Source organism: Lactobacillus sp. WILCCON 0058 (assembly GCF_057198005.1).
The window spans coordinates 19,095-37,540 of sequence record NZ_JBUBHM010000001.1; the positions used below are offsets into that span (position 1 = coordinate 19,095).

Sequence of the window (18,446 nt, forward strand, 5' to 3'; positions counted from 1 at the left end):
TTATTGATTTGATGTAATTCTTTATTTACAAAAAACTTTAAAGGTGTATGATTACGGCATAGAATGAAAAGGAGATGAGACGAATGAAAGTTGTAACAGTTAAGTCAATCTGGCTGACCTTGCTCACGGTCTTGAGCTTTGTCCTGCCATTTTGGGGCTGGCTGCCACTGGTGTACTTGTACAGCCAACGGCAGGATCCGGCCATGCAGGGGATGGAAAAGACACTTAAGCTCGCGGCCGGCGTGCAAGTGGCGTACTTGGTGATTTTGGCGGTAATCTTCTACTTCTTTGCCCCGATTCACGGTTAAAAACAGATAATTTCAATTTTTTTGGTAAAAGCTCTTGTCAAGGACACGTTTTTATGGTTTAATTAATAACTGTGTTAAGGCACAAGAGTCGCTGACTTAGCTCAGTTGGCAGAGCACTTCACTAGTAATGAAGGGGTCGGAGGTTCGAATCCTCTAGTCAGCATATATAAAGAAAATGACCTTGTTTAAGCAAGGTCATTTTTTGTTGCATTCAGTTTCAACATGACAGACCGCCGGCGACGGACGGCAACGGAATGGGCAATGCCTTGATCAAAATAGGCGATGCCCTTTTTTTCATCGTAATTTTGCACTGCATCCAGGTTTATCAAGCTTTGCCGGTCAGCTGGAACCAAGCTTGGATACCTTTTTTCATAATCCTTGAGGGTGCCCAGGCAATCGAAGACCTTATTTTTTGCATAAACCCGCAAGGTCTTGTACTTCTTCGGCTGAATACTGATGTAATAGAGGTCAGCAAGTGGAATTTTTTCAACGAAATTGCGGATTTTGCTGTAGGTAAAATAGCTTGTCTGCTTTGCCGAAGTCATGGTCAGTCGGTAGCGCTTATACGCGGTATCAACTGTTTCATAGATTCTGTGCTGGATTTGCGCGGGAGCCGCGTCTTTGGTGATATAGTCCAATGGCTCAACGTGCCGCTCAATGGTTAGCCGCAAGGCCGTCGCGTCGGCAGTAACAAAGACGATTTGGCTTAAAATACCGATATTTTTGATCCGGCTGGCGACTTCAATGCCGTCCAGACTGGTCTTCAGGTCAATATCCAAAAAGGCCAGGTAGTTCAGGTCTTGATGCTCCGCGATATAAGCCAATACGCTGTGAGGATCACCGGTACTCAAGACGACACGGGCATCATAAGCAGCAGGCGTCGGGTTGATCTGGATTCTGTTTTCAATCATTTGCTGAATGATTTCACGTTCAGCGGTATTGTCTTCCAAAACGATGATGGCTAGCATTTTTCTATCCCTTCTGAATAACTAGTTCAAATGAAATTTCGCTGGGGCTTTGCTCAATTTCCAAGGACAAATAAGGGTCACTGTTGACTATTTCGTTGACATTATCAAGTCCCAGGCCATCATGGTCCTGCTTGCTCGTTACCCTTGGCTTCAGAACTTGGGCAAGATTAACTGGCTGGGAAATCGTATTTTGCACGATCAAGGAGTAATTGTTGCCCGAGTATTTGGTCAGCAGAACGCTGATCTGCCCGTCTGCCTGTGACTGGCAGGCTTCAATCGCGTTGTCCAAAAAAATGCCAACGCAGCGGATGATGTTCACGATATTCACGGGCAAAGAGGCAATTGGCTTGTTGATTTCAACCCTGGTCTTGATGCCTTGGTCTTGGGCCTGCTGCAGCTTGTCGATGATCAAGTATTTCAGTTCCTTGATCTGCAGATTGGCTAGTTCCAAAGTCATTGAGTTGGCCGCTTCTTGCAGGCGGTTGCTGCCTGCGACCAGTTCTTCAAGGTACTTGCTGGCCCCGGCGACATCGTCGGTCAGCAGGTAGCCGTTTAAGGCCAGGAGGCTGTTTTTGTAATCATGCCGCGCCTTGCGCAGGGAGATATTCGCCTCTTCCAAGCGGGAGGAATATTCCTGGATCTGCTGGATTTCTGCTTTTTGAACCCGCGTGGCCATAATTTCCTGGTTCTCTTGAATCGCCTGGTAGAGATTGAAAAAGAGGACCGTGATCAGCAAAAGCACGATAGTCATCAAGCCCAGTTCCACCAAGGGGGCGATATTGAATACCTCAAGCATGACCCAAATCGCGTAGGTGACCAGCAGGAAGGACCAAATGATCCAAACCAGCAAGTTTAAAAACTTGGGATTGCCTTTGACGTCAGCAGCAGTTTTTTCCAGATTTAGGGCGAAGTGCTTTTTCAAAAAGTAAAAGAGCAGGCAGATCAAGATTTCCGGAAGGAAGCAAACTAAATTAATGGCCACGTGATCAAGCAGGTGGTGAGTAAAAAAGTAGAAGAGCAGTTGGACGATCCAGCCGAAGAGCTCACCCAGGATGGGGTAAAGGATCAAGACCAAATAGTAGAAGAAGAGTCTGCTCAGGATTTTGCCCTGCCCGCGCGCGAAAAGCTGAGAGATTAATTGAACGGCAATGATTGCCGCCAGGACATATTGGTAGCCAAAGAGCACCGGGAGTAGCAGGAGAGGATAAAGGAGCAGGTCAGACCTTTTTAGGCGGGCAAGGGTAAAGGCCAGAAGGACCGAGAAAAGGTAAGGGTTAAAAGCTAGATTGTTGAACAAGCTGTTGATCATTTTTTTATTTCCTTGAAAATACACGTGTTACAGAACGGTTGTTATTTATCTTAAAGCAGCGTCTGGCAAAGTTCAACGCTGGCAACGCTCAAGGCTAAAAATTCGACGCTCAAAAATTATTTTTACGCGGGAGGCTGGAAAGGCATATAACAAGAGGCATAGATCTTAAGGGAGGAAATAACTATGAATACAGATACTCAAAATTTTCAAACAGAAAATAATCCAGCATTGAATTTACAAGGAATTGCTACAAGTCTTCGGGCTAAAAAGCGGCGAAGCACAAGAGGTGGCAGTCACAGCAATATTAGTATTCTGTGTGATCAGATCCATATCAATATTTGGCCTTAATGATTGAATTAGGACAGAGATTAGAGATCTTAAGGGAGGAAATACTGATGGGAAATTATATTCTGATGATCGAAAAAGAGCTGAACCAGGCTTTCAAGGAATTGGAGCAGCCAAGAAGCAAGCATTGGAATTGGCACAATTCCTACAGCCACATCAGCATCATGTGCCCAAACAGCCACAGCCACTTTTCGTTTAAAATCCGTTAAGCCATGAAGCTGCTAAAGATCACGCCACGCTTGCTCTGGGGCATCCTGCTGAGCATAATTGCCAGTTTGCTGAATTTGTATCTGCCCCTGCTGGTTCGCCATTTTATCAACCTTAAGCAGTTCGCCTGGTCAGGACTTTCTAAAAAAGTCTTGCTGCTGGGCGGGGCGATCCTTATTGGCAATCTCCTGGTCAGCACTATAAGCGACTACTTGATCAGCAGTGAAGGCGATCGCCAAGTCCGCCAGCTGCGCCTGCGTCTCCAAAAGCAGGTCCTGCGCCTGCCACAGAAATATTTTGATCAGCAGATCAGCGGCAATTTGACCAGCCGGATCATCAACGATGTCAACGTGCTGAGAAGCTTTTTGACCGAAACGATCCCGGCGGTGGTTACGGGCAGCTTGACCATCTTGGGCACGATGCTCATCACCTTCTCTTTGGACTGGAAGCTGACCCTGCTCATGCTGCTGGTCTTTCCTATTGACGGACTGGTGACGGTTCCTTTAGGAAAAATCAGCGAAGTGATCGCTGACCAAACCCAAAGCAGCCTGGCGTCTTTGACCGGGGTCACCAGTGAAAGCATCAAGCAGATCAAGACCGTTAAATTGAACAAGGCGGAAGAGGACGTTTTTGCCAAAAATACCAGGGAGATCAACAAGCTCTACAGCCTGTCCCTTAAAAGCGACCGAATCGCGGCGGTGATTGGGCCCTTGCAGTCGCTGCTGTCTTTTTGCCTGATTATGGCCGTCGTTCTTTATGGGACACTGAGGGTAAAAAGCGGTTCTCTGTCATCTGGGACCCTGGGGGCCTTTATGATGTACTTTTTTCAAATCATTGCTCCCATCAACAATGTCGCGCTTTTTTATTCTGACAGAAAGCAAATGCTGGGCGCCACGCGCAAGATCAGCGAAATCATTAACGAAGCTGCTGAAGAAACGGCTGGCAAGGAGCAGCGGGCAGTCGCGCAAGGCAACAGCCTGCTCAAGCTTGACCAGGTCAGTTTTGCCTACCAGGAGCTGCCAGTCTTGGAAAAGGTCGATTTGGAAATCAGAAGCGGTGAAAAAATCGCCTTGGTTGGGGCGACGGGGGCTGGAAAGACCACCTTGGTCAACGTTATCACGCGCTTGTATCCGGTTGACGCGGGCCGAATCAGCTTAAACGGCCAGGCAAGCACGGATTTTTCCCTGGAGCAATGGCGGGGCTTTTTCAGCGTCGTGCTGCAGGAAAACACGATTGTCTCGGGGAGCATCCGCGATAATTTGACTTTGGGTTTAAACAGAAAAGTGACGGATCAGGAGCTTTGGGATGCTTTGGCCCTGGTGCGTTTGGAGGAATACGCGAAAAAATTGCCGAAAGGGTTAGACAGTTTGCTGGGAGAGAGCGGAAAGCAGCTCTCCGGCGGGCAAAGGCAGAGGCTGCAGATTGCCCGGGCCTGCCTGCGCGACTTTAAATTTTTGATTTTGGATGAGGCAACATCGAATTTAGACGCGGATACTGAAAAAATCATCATGACCGCCTTGGACCGATTGAAGCGGACCAAGAACTGCGGCCAGATCACGATCGCGCACCGGCTGGCCACGATCGCCAACAGCGACCGGATCTATTTCATCAAGAATAAAACAGTTGTTGCCAGCGGCAGTCATGAGGAACTGCTGGAAAAAGTTCCCGACTACCGCCGTTATGTTCATGAACAGCAGCTTAAGGAAAAGAGGTAGGCAGGCATGTTGGAGGAGCAGATAAAGTATTTGGAGGCGGCCCGGAACAGAGGCAGCCTCTTTTACACCAGGCAAAAGGGGAAGGAAGAGCACTTTTTTACGCTTAAAGACCGGCCGGACGCGGCCTGGCTGGAGAAAAAGACCGCCAATTGGCATTACGTCCTGTATGAACCAGATGAATTGCCAGTCCAGGGCTGGAAGATTCACTTGAGTGCCACGGTTAAGCAGGCCCAGGGGATGCTGGATGCAGTAGCGCCGTGGCTGATCAAGCAGAAAGTTTCTTTCAAGTTTCAAAGCAGCCTGGAGCAATACGTTGAATCTAATTCCAAGTACGCTGACCGCGGCGAAAGCGGGAAATTTATCACGGTTTACCCGCGCGGCGAGGAGGAATTTGCTTGCCTGCTGGCAGAATTGCAAAAGCTGACGGAAACTTTTGCTCTGGGACCATATATTTTGAGCGACCAAAACTGGCAGGAGAGCAACGTTTATTTCCGTTATGGCGGCTTTAAGCCGCTTTATCTGGTCAACGCGGCTGGCGAGCGGGTGCCGGCAATATATGACCCGGCTGGAAACAAAGTAGAAGACCAGCGGCTGCCTTATTACCAGAAACCTGATTTTGTCAAAGACCTGCCAATTTTTGGCAAAAATACTTTTCCAAAGCAGGCAGCTTTCGCCCCTTTAGAGGAGTATCAAGTCAAAGAAGCCCTGCACTTCAGCAATGCTGGTGGGGTGTATTTGGCCTTGTATGAGGGGAAAAAAGTAGTTTTAAAGGAAGGGCGCCGGCAAGCAGGCCTGGATGCCAATCTGAAGGATGGCTTTGTCAGAGTTGAAAATGAAGCTGAAATCTTGCGGCAGTTGGCGGACCTGCCAGGCGTGGTGAATTATCTGGCCGATTTTACCTCATGGCGGCACCACTTTTTGGCCGAGGAATATATTGCCGGGCAAAGCCTGGAAGAGCTTCTGGCCACGGAATTTCCTTTTGTCGTTGGGGATCTTGAAAAAAAGGCCCGCTATAAGGCCAAGGCGAGCAAAATTTTAGAGCAGCTGAAGGAGCTGCTAAAGCAGATTCACGCCCGTGGTCTCGCCGTTGGCGACCTGTCCTTAAGCAATATCCTGGTTACAGAAGATGGGGACGTCCGCCTGATTGACCTTGAAAACGCGGGCAAGGCTAGGGAAAAGTATGTCCCGGGTCTGACGACGGTTGGCTTTGTTTCTCGGGCGGCCAAGACTTACGCGGAAGCTGACGATTTTGCCTTGGCGCGGATTGCCTACTATCTTTTCCTGCCGGTCATTCCAGTTGCTGATTTGGCGCCGGATATAATTGCCAAGCAGGAAAAATGGATTGGGGGCTATTTTGGCCAGGATGTAGTCCAATTTTTACGGAAAATTGCTGGAAACGTGCAGGCGTCCGTACCAATTTTTCTGGAAAAGCCCCTGACTATTCCAGAGAAAGATCTGAGCCGGCAGACCGTGGACTTTTTTAAAGAAGGCTTAACTAGGGGGATCCTGCGGCATTCGCGCTTTGATCAGGTAGGATTAGTGCCAAATTTATATGAGGAAAATGCTGATCCTATGGAGCTGTTGAACTTAGCTCATGGCGCCGCGGGCATTTTATGGGCAGTTGGCCAGAACACGGACCTGCAGGCTTGGGTAGCAAGAAATCAAGGGAAGATAATCAAGATTGCGGAAGAGTCTGCGGCAATTGGCTTGTTCAACGGCACAGCTGGTTTGGCAAGTGTCTTGGAAAAGCGGGATTTTCCGGACTTGGCTAAGCAGATGAGGCAAATCCTGCGACAAAAAGTTGATCTGAATATGGCGGATAATTCGCTGGCCACGGGCTTGACCGGGATTGCCCTGGCCTTGCTGGAAGAGGACCCGGAAGTAAGTAAAAAAATCGCGGAAGAGCTGGCCGGCAGATGGGAGCAGGTGGATTTTGCCAATTTCGCGGATGAGGATGTTGGCCTGCTGACAGGCTGGGGCGGCGTGAGCTGGCTTTTTTGGCAATTAGGGCAAAAAGAAGCGGCGGAAGAAATCGTTTCGCGGATCTTGCGGGACCATGCTGAAGAAGCAGAGACTTTGACCATTAGCGATCAATCGCGCGGCTTTGCAAGGCTGCTTCCATATTTGGAAAACGGAAACTTCGGCCTGGCCCTGCTGATGCATAAATTCATGAGGGAGGATCCGGCTTTTAAGCAGAGATATCAGCTCTTGTTTGATAAGCTGAAAAAGTCTTGTTTGACCTATTGCACCTACATGGAGACGCTGGTATCGGGTTATAGCGGCGTGCTTCCGCTGGCCAAGAGTCTGGCTGGCGATGGTGACTATGCGCTGCTGGATTACGCTTTAGCTGCTTTGAACCAGTATTTGGTCGCGGGCAATGACGAAATTTTGGCGCCTGGAAAATATGGCTACAAGCTGAGCTTGGACTTTTCAACCGGGAGCGCGGGATTGTTGACCCTGCTGAAAGATCTGCGGCAAGGCGATGAGTTCAGCTGGTTGCCGCTTTGACAGGCAAGGAGACAGAAGCATGGACAATGTAATTTTGAATTTTGAAAAAATGGTTGAAAGAAATGCTAAGCGACTGTCCCGTAAAGAGATTACGCCTGCCAGCAGTCTCAGCATTCTTTGCACGGGGCATGACGTCAGCAATTTTGGGATCGGTGAGCTTCTTTTCAAGCTGTTTAAGTAGTGAATGAAACAAGATTATTTTTTTATTAAAAATTATTGACTTTCTCATTTTAGGGCGTTAGAATATCAACATAAATAGCAGTGAATAAAATCATTAGAAAGGAGATGTGAAAAATGAGCGTTGAATTTAGCAACAGTGATAGAATCGGTTGGCGTAAGGGCTGTGGTACAAGATAGCTTAGTTTTGAGGCGTCAAGCACTAATTGTGTTTGGCGCTTTTTGTATATGGAGGAGAAAGCATGGATTTACGTATAAAAAGGACCTTACAACCTCTGATCAATGGAGATCAAATTGTATTTGGTATCGGGAATAAAGGATTAATCAGAAAAGTGCCGGATACCGAATTGAATGAAAAAGTCATTAAATACTTAAACGGGGAACTGGACAGAAAAGACTTGAAGATTTCAGATCAAGAACTGATCAATATAATTGAGAAATTTCGGTCTTTAGGCTTAATTACTACTAATTCGTATAGCGATAACTCAAAATATTCCAGAAATATCAGCTTCTTTGAATGGATGGACACGTCGGACAATGTTGATCCAAATATATACCAAGAAAAATTGCAGAAAGCAAAAGTAGCTGTGTTTGGAGTTGGCGGGATTGGATCTGCAATGGCTGAATACCTGGTTAGAGCAGGAGTAAAGGACATAAAACTGGTTGATTTTGATACAGTGGAAGAATCAAATCTCACGAGACAAACTGCTTATGTGGAAAGCGATGTAAATAAAGCTAAGATACTGGCATGTTCAGATTACTTAAAGAAGATAGACAGCACTGTTAATGTGGAGACTGTACATTGTAAGATTACAGGTACGGATGATATCGAAGCGAATATTGATGCTGAAACTGATCTGATTGTAAATTCGATGGATCAACCAGCAGAATTAGACAGCTGGTTTGATGAAGTTGCTAATAAGACTAAAAAAGCTGTGATATTTAGCAGCTACGCTTCAACTGCAGCAAATGTGTATCCTAAAATTCCAGGTGTAACAAGAGATTACAGTGAATTTTTAGGTAAGGAACAGATTACAAAAGACTGCATAATTGACAACAGTTTTCCAATGGCTGCAATTTCATCTGTAACAGCAATGGCAGCGGGCATGGCTAGTTACTACGCAATTATGTTTCTAACTGGAATTCGAATTCCGAAAGATGCTATTCAGATAGATTTTGATGGATGGACAATCTTGAAGATTAATGTTTCTGTAGCGGGATAAGGAGGAGTAAATTGCTAAAATTGTGGCTGAAAGCTAATCGGCCGCGGGCAGCCGTATTGCTGGCGCTGAGCGTTTTGTTTCAAGCTGTGTCAGCCTACAGTCTGTACTTGATCAGCCCGCAGCTGAACAGCTTGATTGGTGGAAAATTTACTTGGCTTTTCGGCCTAGCCCTGCTTAAATTAGCTTTGGATTTGTTTGGCAACCTGCTTTTGGCGGTAAACAACTACTTGTTCAGCCAGCAGAGTCAAGCAGCGAGCGACAGCTACCGGCAAAATTTGCTGCAGGCCTACTATGGCAGCAATGATCAGTGGCCGACAGCTGATCTGCAGAATGACTTGGTCAATAATTTGCAGGTGATCAACCAAGATTATTGGCAAAGCATCTATTATTTCGTCAACAATGTGCTCTACGCCTTTTTTGTCAGTGTGGCAATTCTTTCCTTTAATTGGCAACTGGTTCTTTGTGCTTGGGCAATCGCTATTGTGGCTCTTTTTGTGCCGAAGCTCTTTGAAGAAAAAAGCAGCGCGGCAACTGAAGCCGTGGTTAACCGCAATCAAAAGTATCTGCAGGCACTGGACCAGTGGCTGGCAGCGATTGAGGAACTGCGGCGTTTTTCTTTAAAAAAGGTACTGTGCCGGCAGCTTGGTGAGGAAAGCCAAAAATTGGAGGACGCCCGGATCAAGCGGCAAGCTTGCCTGTCAGTCGCGGAATTCACGCAAGAAATAGTCGACAATATCGGGATCGTGGGAGTCCCTTTTCTGGCGGGAATACTGTACTTTAGAGGCCAGGTGGCTTTCGGGGCAATCATCGCTGCTGGTTATTTAGCCAATGGCGTTTTCAGTTCCCTGCAAGAAGCTTTTTCGGCGTATATTTCAGCAAAATCAACGACTAAGCTGAATGAAAACATGCTCCAGCATTTGCAAGTTCAAGCGACCACGAAGACTGAAGATCCCCAAACGATTGTCGGCCGGGGAATAGAAGCGAACTTGGGCGGGCAAGTGATCAAATATCCTGATTTTACGATCAAGGCAGGGGAGAAGGTCTTGCTTACCGGGCCGAGTGGCTGCGGGAAAAGCAGCTTGCTCAAACTCCTGCTTGGCCAAATTAAACCCAGCAAAGGCCAGTTGACATATTTGGATTCTGAAGGAAAGGAAATCCCAAATCCGGCCCGGTCTTTTGAATATCTGCCGCAGGCTGGCTGGATTTTTCCAGGAACGGTCGCTGACAATATCACCATGTATGATGGCAAAAAGCAAAGTGAATTGGCGGAGGTACTGCAAAAGGTTGGCTTAGACCGGGACTTTCCCAAGGCAGCTGACCTCGGCCGTGAAGTCGGTCCCCGGCAGGCAGACCTGTCCGGCGGGCAGAAGCAGAAGATTTTCCTGGCCCGCGGACTCTTGCGCCATAAAAAAGTATCTTTGATGGATGAACCGTTGAGTGCGCTTGACCAGGCCAGCCGGCAGAAAATTTTGCCACTTCTGCTGGCCCGGAAGCAGACTTTGATTTTTGTTGGGCATAATTTACCGCTCGAAGAGCGGGAGCGATTTGATCAAGTGATCAATCTGAAAGAAGGGGAAGATTTTGCAAATTAAAGATTTGTTTCGGCTAAATCCCGGCCGCTTTCCGGCATTATTGTTGGCCCGGGCATCGACGGCTTTGCTGACGGCATGGGCGGCTTTTGCCTTGACCTGGGAGTTCAGCGCGATAAAAGACCGGCATTTTCAGCAGTTTCTGCTGTTTGCAGCTCTGCAGCTCTGCTTGCTCCTGCTCGGCAGCCTGCTTGACCAAGTGACCGATTATTTCTGGGAACTTCACCTTGAAAAGTATTTTCATCAGATCCGGCAGGAGGTTCTTGCCCACGCTTATGCTGAAGCGGCTGGGACAAAGGAAAATCTGCAAAATGAATTGACTAATGACTTGGAAATGCTGAAGGAACAGTACGCTGATTCTATTGGCGGTATCGTTCATTCGGCCGTCTTGCTGGCCCTGGTTGCCGGTTCTCTGGCATCTTTCCGCTGGAGCCTGCTCTTACTGGTTATTGTCGTAAGCGTCTTGCAGATGTACTTGCCGCGCGTGCTTGATGAGCCGCTGCAAAAAGCTACTGACAAAATTTCGGCCAGCAACCGGAAATATTTGCAGACCCTAGCAGACTGGCTCAATGGCATTGATACTTTGCGCCGCTACGCGGTCGGGGAAAAATTCTTAAGCAGTATTCACGCTGACGCCCGTGAATTAGAGTCTGCTTATGTGAAGCAGCAGAAAGTTGACCAGGAACTGGAATACCTTAATCAAGCTATTTATTCTTTGGGGAACACGCTGATTTTCCTGCTGACTGCTTATCTGGTAGCGCGCGGGCAGCTCGAATTCGGCTTGATTGCCTCGGTAAATGACTTCAGCTTGTACCTGTTTGGCTCTTTGATGAACATTGCCAATTACCGGGGACAGCTGGTTGCCAGCCGCGGCTTGCAGGAAAAGATTCTGGACTTGCGGCAGCCACTGGCTCAAGCAGAAGAAAAGGGGACAGCGCCAGCAGCCTTCTCTGTAAAGGATCTTCGGCTGACTTTTGCCAATGGACATGAAATCAAGTATCCAGACATCCAAGTCAAGCCGGGTGAAAAAGTACTTTTGACCGGGGCCAACGGGACTGGTAAGTCGACGCTGTTTAAGCTTCTGGTAGGGGAAGCAGTCGCCAGCGGCGGCCAGATCAGCTTTTTTGACCAGGCTGGGAAAAGGGTGACGCCTGACCGGACTAAAATCGGCTACTTGCCACAGGAGGCAATTTTATTGCCAAGTAGCGTTATGAATAACATCACTATGTTTGATCCAGATCTTGAGTCAAAGGCAGAGGCCAGCGCGGCCGATGCCCAGCTGGCTGAGGCAGTTGATAGTTGGCCTCAAGGCCTGAAAACGCCAGTTGACTTGGCGGGGGACAATTTGTCTGGCGGACAGAAGCAGAAAGTGGTGATGGCCCGCGCGGAAGTTCATGACAGCCAGCTTCTCTTGATTGATGAAGGGACCAGCGCGATCGACCAAGCAGCTGGCCGGAAAATCCTAGACAAATTGCTTCAATCCAAGCAGACGGTGGTTTTGGTCGCGCACAATCTGACTAAGGAAGAGCGGGACCTGTTTGACCGGGAAATTAAACTGCCCGCCTAAAAAAATCAACTTTTTTCGCGAAAGCTCTTGTCAAGGACACGTTTTTATGGTTTAATTAATAACTGTGTTAAGGCACAAGAGTCGCTGACTTAGCTCAGTTGGCAGAGCACTTCACTAGTAATGAAGGGGTCGGAGGTTCGAATCCTCTAGTCAGCATATTTTAACCGTCACCTGCAGGGTGGCGGTTTTTTCTTGCCTAAAATCCTTCAAGCTTTTATAAAAAATGTTTCATCCGCTTTGGACTATAATGTAAATGTAGTATGAAAATTACAGAAATCAGGAGGAAGAAAATGGCACTCATTGAACTCAAGCAGGTGTCCTACCAGGCTGGTGACCAGAAAATCCTGCAAGACGTCTCCTTTGCGGTGGAGGAGGGGGACTACCTCACCTTGACCGGGCCGTCAGGCAGCGGGAAAAGCACGACTTTGAAGCTGATCGCGGGCTTGATCTCGCCTAATAAGGGGGAGATTTTTTACCAGGGGCAAAATCTTGATAACCTGGACCTGGTCCAGTACCGCCGGCAGGTGTCCTACTGCTTCCAGCAGCCAACCTTGTTCGACGAAACGGTTAAGGACAACCTGGCCCTGCCTTTTGCCATCCGCAAGCAGGACTTTGATGAAAAGCGGGCTAAGGTTGCCTTGCAGCAGGTGGATCTGCCAGCTGACTATCTGGACAAAAAGATTACCACCCAGTCTGGCGGGGAGAAGCAGCGGGTGGCTTTAATCCGCAACCTGCTTTTCCGGCCGGAGGTTCTCCTGTTGGACGAGGTGACGACAGGGCTGGATGAAGAGAGCAAGCAGATCGTCCACCAGCTGATCGCCCGGGTACACCAGGAGGGGACCACGATCGTGCAGGTGACCCACGACCAAGAGGAGCTGGCCGCTTCCAAGCAGCTCCTGCACATGGAAAAAGGAGGAGTGCTCAAATGAAATCAATGGCTGTCAGCGATCTGTCATTAATCTTGTCTTTTGCCCTGGTCCTGGTGTCCGTGGCGATTTCCTGGAAGGAAAAGCTGGGCTTGACCAAGGACATTTTTTATAGCGTGGGCCGGGCTATCGTCCAGCTGGTCATCGTCGGCTACGTCTTGAAGTTCATCATGCAGGTCAACAATGCCATTTTGACCCTCTTGATGACCCTGTTTATCATTTTTAACGCGGCCTGGAACGCTAACAAGCGGGATCCCAACCCGAACCGCCAGCTCTGGCAGTCAATCGTGGCTCTTTTGATCGGGACTTACATCACCCTAGGCGTGCTGCTGCTGACTCAGACGGTGAAGTTGAAGCCGATGCAGATCATTCCGATTACGGGGATGATCGCCGGCAATGAGATGGTGGCGATGGGCCTGTGCTATAAGGCTTTAGCCACGGGTTTCCATGACCAGCGCCAGCAGGTTTTGGAAAAAATTGCCCTCGGGGCTGACGTGAAGACGGCCAGTATGACCATCCTGCGGCGGAGCATCAAGACTGCCATGCAGCCGACGATCGACTCGGCTAAGACGGTGGGGCTGGTCAGCCTGCCGGGGATGATGTCAGGGTTGATTTTTGCCGGCGTGGACCCAGTTTACGCAATCAAGTACCAGATTATGGTCACTTTCATGCTTTTGTCAGCGACTGGCCTGGGCGCCGTGATCGCGGGCTACCTGTCCTACCGCAATTACTTCAACAAGCGGAGCCAGCTGCGGGAAGAGGAGTAGGAGCGATGAGTGCATGACTTGACGCGCATTCAGTAAGAAATATTATAGAGAAGAAAAGCTACATTAACTCACATCACACAGAGTGAGTTAATGTAGCTATTTGTTTAAAAAAATTAGTCGTGCCTTAGCTTCCGGCCAACGGTGCTTTTGGACATGCCAGTCAGAATTGCCATTTCCCGGATAGTGAAATTTTCTTTTTGCAGATCGTGAAGTTCTGGTGAGTGGCCGGTTACACTTTGGTAGATATTTTGCAGGTATTTAGCTGGATCTGCTTGGATGTTGCTGAAGGTTACGGCAGTTTCAACCATCTTTTTCAAGTCACCAGGGAGGGGGATCCTGTCTCCGTATAAAGCAATTATCTTCTTAAACAGCCGGATATTTTTCGCCAGACCCTGGTACTCTTGGTAAACGTTATTCATTATCGCGACAGCTACTTCGGTCAAGTCTTCCTGGCTGTACTGGTCAAAATTGACAATTAACTTAAAATGCAAGCTCAATGGCAGCTTGAAGGACTCAATCGAGTTTGCCGTGGCAATTATAGTAAATCCGGGCAGCAGGTTATCGAGTCCTTTTAGAAAAGCGTCCTGGTCTGAAGCAATTGCATCGATTCCCTCTAAAAGAACGATTATCTGGTTAGGGTAGGGATAGTTGTTGATCTCATAAAAGGCTTGAGCGAGATTTCTTGGAATTTGGCCAGTTTTTTCGCTGATTAAGGATTGGCAGTCAACTTTTAGCAACTTGCGGTTAAGGATCTTGGAGATTGTTTTGGCAGACGAATTTTTTCCAGTACCTGGCTGGCCTTTAAAAAGGAACTTGTTCACGTTCATACTGTTGTAGACCGCGTTAACGATCCATTCAAGCTTGTCAGCAACTTTTTCCGGTAAGGGCAGCTGGCCAACTGGAGTTGATGGAACTTCTTCTAGGAAAGTCAGAGAAGAAGTTTGCGGCACAAAAATATTGGCTTTGGCGACTAAAGTATCTATGTAGTTGCCGAGTTCTTCATCTCCTAATTTCCGAAAGTCATCGGCGATTTGCTGAGCTTTTTCGGTAAAGGCATAATCATTGCATTCTTCGTGATATTTGATTAGATCGACTATGTCCTTCTTCTTCATGTGTACCGCCTCTCGTCTTTGCTTGCTGAACCTATTATATCGCAGGCGGGACAAAAAACACTATTTTGGGACAAGGAGGCTGGAATACTTAAAGACGGTGTACCAAGTCATGACTAGAGTAAAATATGAAGTAGGATGGCAAGGGTAGATAAGTGTCATAGAGGAGTAGCATAATGAGCGATTCAAAGTCGACTTATTCAGAAGCTTCTGAGTATTATGTCAATGTTACCGTGCCGCAAAATGATATTGATCGGGATAGGTATCTCAGAAGCAAGGATCGGGAAAAGAAGTGGAACCAGGATTGGCTTAAGAACAAGGTCAATGTTAATGAGGTTGTAGATCGCTTTGTGCCTAAAGGAGATCCAAATAGGTCATTTCATACAGAGGGTGGAGTGAAATTTGATTTCGAGGGTACCAGATATAAAATCAAATGCGATAAGGTTGCCGGCTACTTGCGCATTTTTGACAAAAAAGTAGGAATGTTTTGTAAATTAGACGGAACACCATCAGATGATTTAAAGGTAACACACTTTAAAATTATTAAGAGAGAGGAAATGTAGAATGAGATTACAAGTTGCGTTGGATGACCGGGCTCTGAAGTACTACAAGGTGCATTATGTTGATGGCGAGCCATCAGTTGAGTATTACTTTGATGAGAAGACGGCTCAAGCTTTGGAAGATGATGGCTTCTTAACTGAGATGTGGCATAAGTTCGATGCCTTGTTTGACTGGGGGGATTACGACTTCTTTGAGCCCGACAAGTGTGTGAAATTTCGTGAATGGTTGCTTGACCGGATGAAGCGGCCAATGAACGATACGGTTCGTCCAGTGTACGAAAAAATGCTGGAGTATGCTAATTTGGCAATTAAATGCAATACCGGGATTGCTTTTAACTTTTAGGAGGCATCAGTGAAGAAGTCATACTCTTTGCTTACGATACATTTAGACCGGCTGCCGATGCCGGCTAAACCACTTCGTTTGGTGTCTAGCGAAACCGCGTCTGATGTTTAAGGGTTAGATAAGTGTCATAGAGGAGCAACATAATGAGTGATTCAAAATCGACGTATTCTGAAGCTTCTGAGTATTACGTCAATGTTACCGTGCCGCAAAATGATATTGATCGCGGCCGGTATATCAGGAGCAAAGATCGGGAAAAGGAATGGAACCAAGATTGGGTTAAGAACAAGGTAAATATTAATGAGGTTGTAGATCGTTTTGTACCTAAAGGAGATCCAAAGAGGTCATTTCATACAGAGGGTGGAGTGAAATTTGATTTCGAGGGTACCAGATATAAAATCAAATGCGATAAGGTTGCCGGCTACTTGCGTATTTTTGACAAAAAAGTAGAAATGTTTTGTAAATTAGATGGTACGCCATCTAGGAACTTAAAAGAGACTCACTTTAAAATTAAAAAGAGAGGAGAGATGTAACATGTGGTTGTTAGTTGCGTTAGATGATCGTGCATTAAAGTATGACGAAGCGTACAAAATCCATTATGTCGATGGTCAGCCAGCGGCTGAGTACTACTTTGATGAGAAGACTGCCCAGGCTTTGGAAGACGATGGCTTCTTGACTGAGATGTGGGATAAGTTTGATGCCATGTTTGACTGGGGGGATTTTGATTTCTTCGAGCCCGACAAGTGCGTGAAATTTCGAGAGTGGTTGCTTGACCGGATGAAGCGGCCGATGAATGATACGGTCCGTCCAGTTTATGAGAAGATGCTGGAATTTGCTAATCTGGCGATTAAGTGCAATACCGGCATTGCCTTTGACTTTTAGGAGGCATCAGTGAAGAAGTCATACTCTTTGCTTACAATACATTTAGACCGGCTGCCGATGCCGGCTAAACCACTTCGTTTGGTGTCTAGCGAAACTGTGTCTGATGTTTTAGAGTTAGGTTCTGTGTACTGTCTGTTTGATTATCCGGTTTGTCAAAGGAAGCTTTCTGCTTCAAAAATGTTGCAGACAGAAAGTTTGCTGAAACTGAGAAATTTGGTTGAAGTTCAGCCGGAATGTACAAATTTAGTTGTTGAGCTGGATCTTAATTGTTATTCAGAGATCATGAATTTGCTCTTTCTCAAACGTTGCGTTCAAGCTATACAGTATTTAAAGACAGAATTTCCTGCCTTGACAGTTTTGCTAGCTTGTCCTCACGAGGACATGAAAATGTGGTCGGATGTGATGGAACAGTTACTTCCGAAGCCATGACTTTTAGTTTTCTGTCTAAAAACTTGTGTAAATAGCCGGCAAAATTAACTCAATATGCTGCGATTAACCATAATCGATGCAATCGAAGCGCGACGATTAGCCATAATCGATGCAATCAAAGCGCGATGATTAGCGAAATCGATGCAATCGAAGTGCGACGATTAACGGAAATCGTGCTAAAATGAATGATATGATTAAGAGAAAAAGTGTCGTTTAAAGTGCTACGATTGGGGTGATATGGATGAAAGAAACACGGACGATGGAGTACAAGGAGAAGGTAACAAATACATTCTTGAAGACGGTCAGTGCTTACTCTAATTACGGAACTGGACAGATCGTCTTTGGCATTAATGACGCGGGTGAAGTAGTAGGCCTTGATGATCCGGAAAAGACCTGTCTGGATGTTGAAAACAAAATCAATGACAGCATTAGTCCAAAACCCAACTATACTTTGCAGGTTACCCCGGAAAAAACTGTTGTTTTAGAAGTAAAAGAGGGTTTGGATAAACCATACTTGTATCGTGGCAAGGCATATAAAAGAAATGATACTTCATCAATTGAAGTTTCCAGGGGAGAATTAAACCGCCTAACCTTGCAAGGGACAAATCAGAGTTTTGACGAGCAAACCAGTAGTGCTGATTCGTTGTCATTTGAGCAGCTGACGCGGGAGTTGCAAGAAAAGGTTGGTATTGAGGCGGTTACCAAGGATATTCTCAAAAGCCTGAATCTCTATTCTGACCGGCGCGGCTATAACCATGCTGCTGAATTGCTGGCAGATGAGAATACTTTTCCCGGCATCGACATGATTCGGTTTGGTAAAAGCATCAATGAAATCATGGATCGCCGCACGATTAAACACTGCTCCCTTTTGACTCAGTATCATGAGGCAATCAAAGAATTTCAAAAATACTATGAGTATGAAGTGATCGAGGGCAGCCAGCGGCAGGTCAAGTGGCTGATTCCGATGACCGCCTTCCGGGAAGCAGTAGCTAATGCCTTGGTTCATCGGGCTTGGGACGTGCCGGCTAACATCCAGATAGCTATGTTTGAGGACAGGATTGAATTGACTTCGCCAGGTGGTCTGCCCTTCGGTATCAATGAAGAAGAATATCTGGACGGCTATGTCTCCGTTCCGCGCAATCCAATTATTGCCAACGTTTTTTATCGCTTGAATTACATCGAGCTGTTCGGAACAGGAATCAGAAGAATTCAGCAAGCTTATGACCAACTGCCCATGCAGCCACGCTTTAAGGTCAGTGGCCAGTCAGTACGGGTCATCTTGCCGTTGGCTCAGCAAAATATGCAGCTTAGCCCAGATGAAGAACTAATTTTGCAAAGTCTGGAGCCTAACCAGCCCCTTGCCAAAAAAGAGCTGGCTGACATGACTGGGATCAACAGCAGCCGTTTGAGCCGCCTTTTGCGCAAGCTGACTGACCGGCATTTGCTGACTAAGGTTGGCGCTGGTCGGGGGACTAAGTATTACCGCTAATTTTCATCATAAAAAAAGCTCTAACTGC

The 18,446-nt window shown here is 46.9% G+C and carries 20 protein-coding genes and 2 tRNA genes; 19 read left to right on the top strand and 3 right to left on the bottom strand.

Features of this window, described 5'->3' with window-relative positions:
- Positions 1–83 precede the first annotated feature (83 nt).
- Both ACYVUU_RS00090 and ACYVUU_RS00095 read left to right on the top strand, forming a co-directional pair.
- Positions 84–308 (top strand): hypothetical protein, encoded by a 225-nt coding sequence (locus ACYVUU_RS00090; RefSeq protein WP_003616378.1) that lies wholly within the window; start codon positions 84–86, stop codon positions 306–308.
- 90 nt (positions 309–398) lie between these two features.
- A tRNA-Thr gene (locus ACYVUU_RS00095) sits at positions 399–471 on the top strand.
- A gap of 22 nt (positions 472–493) precedes the next feature.
- On the opposite strand, the gene ACYVUU_RS00100 is transcribed toward ACYVUU_RS00095, so the two are convergent.
- The gene (locus tag ACYVUU_RS00100; RefSeq protein ID WP_439775025.1) at positions 494–1,276 is read right to left on the bottom strand and encodes an autolysis-associated response regulator transcription factor; all 783 of its coding nucleotides are present in this window, start codon (positions 1,274–1,276) and stop codon (positions 494–496) included.
- A 4-nt stretch (positions 1,277–1,280) separates the two neighbouring features.
- Positions 1,281–2,585 (bottom strand): autolysis-associated sensor histidine kinase, encoded by a 1,305-nt coding sequence (locus ACYVUU_RS00105; RefSeq protein WP_439775026.1) that lies wholly within the window; start codon positions 2,583–2,585, stop codon positions 1,281–1,283.
- A 183-nt stretch (positions 2,586–2,768) separates the two neighbouring features.
- Between ACYVUU_RS00105 and ACYVUU_RS00110 the strand changes: the two genes are divergently transcribed.
- The 11 genes from ACYVUU_RS00110 (at position 2,769) to ACYVUU_RS00160 (ending at position 13,609) form a co-directional block, all read left to right on the top strand.
- Positions 2,769–2,933: a hypothetical protein gene (locus ACYVUU_RS00110; RefSeq protein WP_439775027.1), complete on the top strand. Its 165-nt coding sequence runs from the start codon at positions 2,769–2,771 to the stop codon at positions 2,931–2,933.
- A 47-nt stretch (positions 2,934–2,980) separates the two neighbouring features.
- Complete coding sequence (locus ACYVUU_RS00115) at positions 2,981–3,139, top strand: hypothetical protein (protein WP_439775028.1); 159 nt, start codon at positions 2,981–2,983, stop codon at positions 3,137–3,139.
- A 3-nt stretch (positions 3,140–3,142) separates the two neighbouring features.
- Positions 3,143–4,852 carry an ABC transporter ATP-binding protein gene (locus ACYVUU_RS00120; RefSeq protein WP_439775029.1) on the top strand — a complete coding sequence of 570 codons (1,710 nt, stop codon included), beginning with the start codon at positions 3,143–3,145 and terminating at the stop codon, positions 4,850–4,852.
- Positions 4,853–4,858: 6 nt separating this feature from the next.
- Entirely contained in the window at positions 4,859–7,360 is a 2,502-nt protein-coding gene (gene lanKC, locus ACYVUU_RS00125) for a class III lanthionine synthetase LanKC (RefSeq protein WP_484499606.1), read from the top strand.
- A gap of 19 nt (positions 7,361–7,379) precedes the next feature.
- Entirely contained in the window at positions 7,380–7,541 is a 162-nt protein-coding gene (locus tag ACYVUU_RS00130; RefSeq protein WP_439775031.1) for a hypothetical protein, read from the top strand.
- 238 nt (positions 7,542–7,779) lie between these two features.
- Complete coding sequence (locus tag ACYVUU_RS00135; protein WP_439775032.1) at positions 7,780–8,760, top strand: ThiF family adenylyltransferase; 981 nt, start codon at positions 7,780–7,782, stop codon at positions 8,758–8,760.
- An 11-nt stretch (positions 8,761–8,771) separates the two neighbouring features.
- The gene (locus ACYVUU_RS00140) at positions 8,772–10,352 is read left to right on the top strand and encodes an ATP-binding cassette domain-containing protein (RefSeq protein WP_439775033.1); all 1,581 of its coding nucleotides are present in this window, start codon (positions 8,772–8,774) and stop codon (positions 10,350–10,352) included.
- On the top strand, positions 10,342–11,916 hold the full coding sequence (locus ACYVUU_RS00145) for an ATP-binding cassette domain-containing protein (RefSeq protein ID WP_439775034.1): 1,575 nt from the start codon (positions 10,342–10,344) through the stop codon (positions 11,914–11,916). The genes ACYVUU_RS00140 and ACYVUU_RS00145 overlap by 11 nt, the downstream gene beginning before the upstream one ends.
- An 83-nt stretch (positions 11,917–11,999) precedes the next feature.
- Positions 12,000–12,072, top strand: a tRNA-Thr gene (locus ACYVUU_RS00150).
- 134 nt (positions 12,073–12,206) lie between these two features.
- Positions 12,207–12,845: an ABC transporter ATP-binding protein gene (locus ACYVUU_RS00155; RefSeq protein ID WP_484499345.1), complete on the top strand. Its 639-nt coding sequence runs from the start codon at positions 12,207–12,209 to the stop codon at positions 12,843–12,845.
- The gene (locus ACYVUU_RS00160) at positions 12,842–13,609 is read left to right on the top strand and encodes an ABC transporter permease (protein ID WP_404540362.1); all 768 of its coding nucleotides are present in this window, start codon (positions 12,842–12,844) and stop codon (positions 13,607–13,609) included. Before ACYVUU_RS00155 ends, ACYVUU_RS00160 begins: the two co-directional genes overlap by 4 nt.
- Before the next feature lie 113 nt (positions 13,610–13,722).
- Here ACYVUU_RS00160 and ACYVUU_RS00165 read toward each other — a convergent pair whose 3' ends face one another.
- Positions 13,723–14,721, bottom strand: a complete 999-nt coding sequence (locus ACYVUU_RS00165) for an AAA family ATPase (protein WP_439775036.1) — start codon at positions 14,719–14,721, stop codon at positions 13,723–13,725.
- A 173-nt stretch (positions 14,722–14,894) separates the two neighbouring features.
- Here ACYVUU_RS00165 and ACYVUU_RS00170 point away from each other — a divergent pair, with 173 nt between their 5' ends.
- The 6 genes from ACYVUU_RS00170 (at position 14,895) to ACYVUU_RS00195 (ending at position 18,418) form a co-directional block, all read left to right on the top strand.
- On the top strand, positions 14,895–15,281 hold the full coding sequence (locus tag ACYVUU_RS00170) for a hypothetical protein (protein ID WP_439775037.1): 387 nt from the start codon (positions 14,895–14,897) through the stop codon (positions 15,279–15,281).
- A gap of 1 nt (position 15,282) precedes the next feature.
- The gene (locus tag ACYVUU_RS00175; RefSeq protein ID WP_439775038.1) at positions 15,283–15,621 is read left to right on the top strand and encodes a hypothetical protein; all 339 of its coding nucleotides are present in this window, start codon (positions 15,283–15,285) and stop codon (positions 15,619–15,621) included.
- 143 nt (positions 15,622–15,764) lie between these two features.
- Complete coding sequence (locus tag ACYVUU_RS00180; protein WP_439775039.1) at positions 15,765–16,151, top strand: hypothetical protein; 387 nt, start codon at positions 15,765–15,767, stop codon at positions 16,149–16,151.
- 1 nt (position 16,152) lies between these two features.
- Entirely contained in the window at positions 16,153–16,500 is a 348-nt protein-coding gene (locus tag ACYVUU_RS00185) for a hypothetical protein (protein WP_412136719.1), read from the top strand.
- Between the two features lie 9 nt (positions 16,501–16,509).
- Entirely contained in the window at positions 16,510–16,929 is a 420-nt protein-coding gene (locus ACYVUU_RS00190; protein ID WP_439775040.1) for a hypothetical protein, read from the top strand.
- A 241-nt stretch (positions 16,930–17,170) separates the two neighbouring features.
- Positions 17,171–18,418 (top strand): ATP-binding protein, encoded by a 1,248-nt coding sequence (locus ACYVUU_RS00195; RefSeq protein WP_439775041.1) that lies wholly within the window; start codon positions 17,171–17,173, stop codon positions 18,416–18,418.
- Positions 18,419–18,446 lie beyond the last annotated feature (28 nt).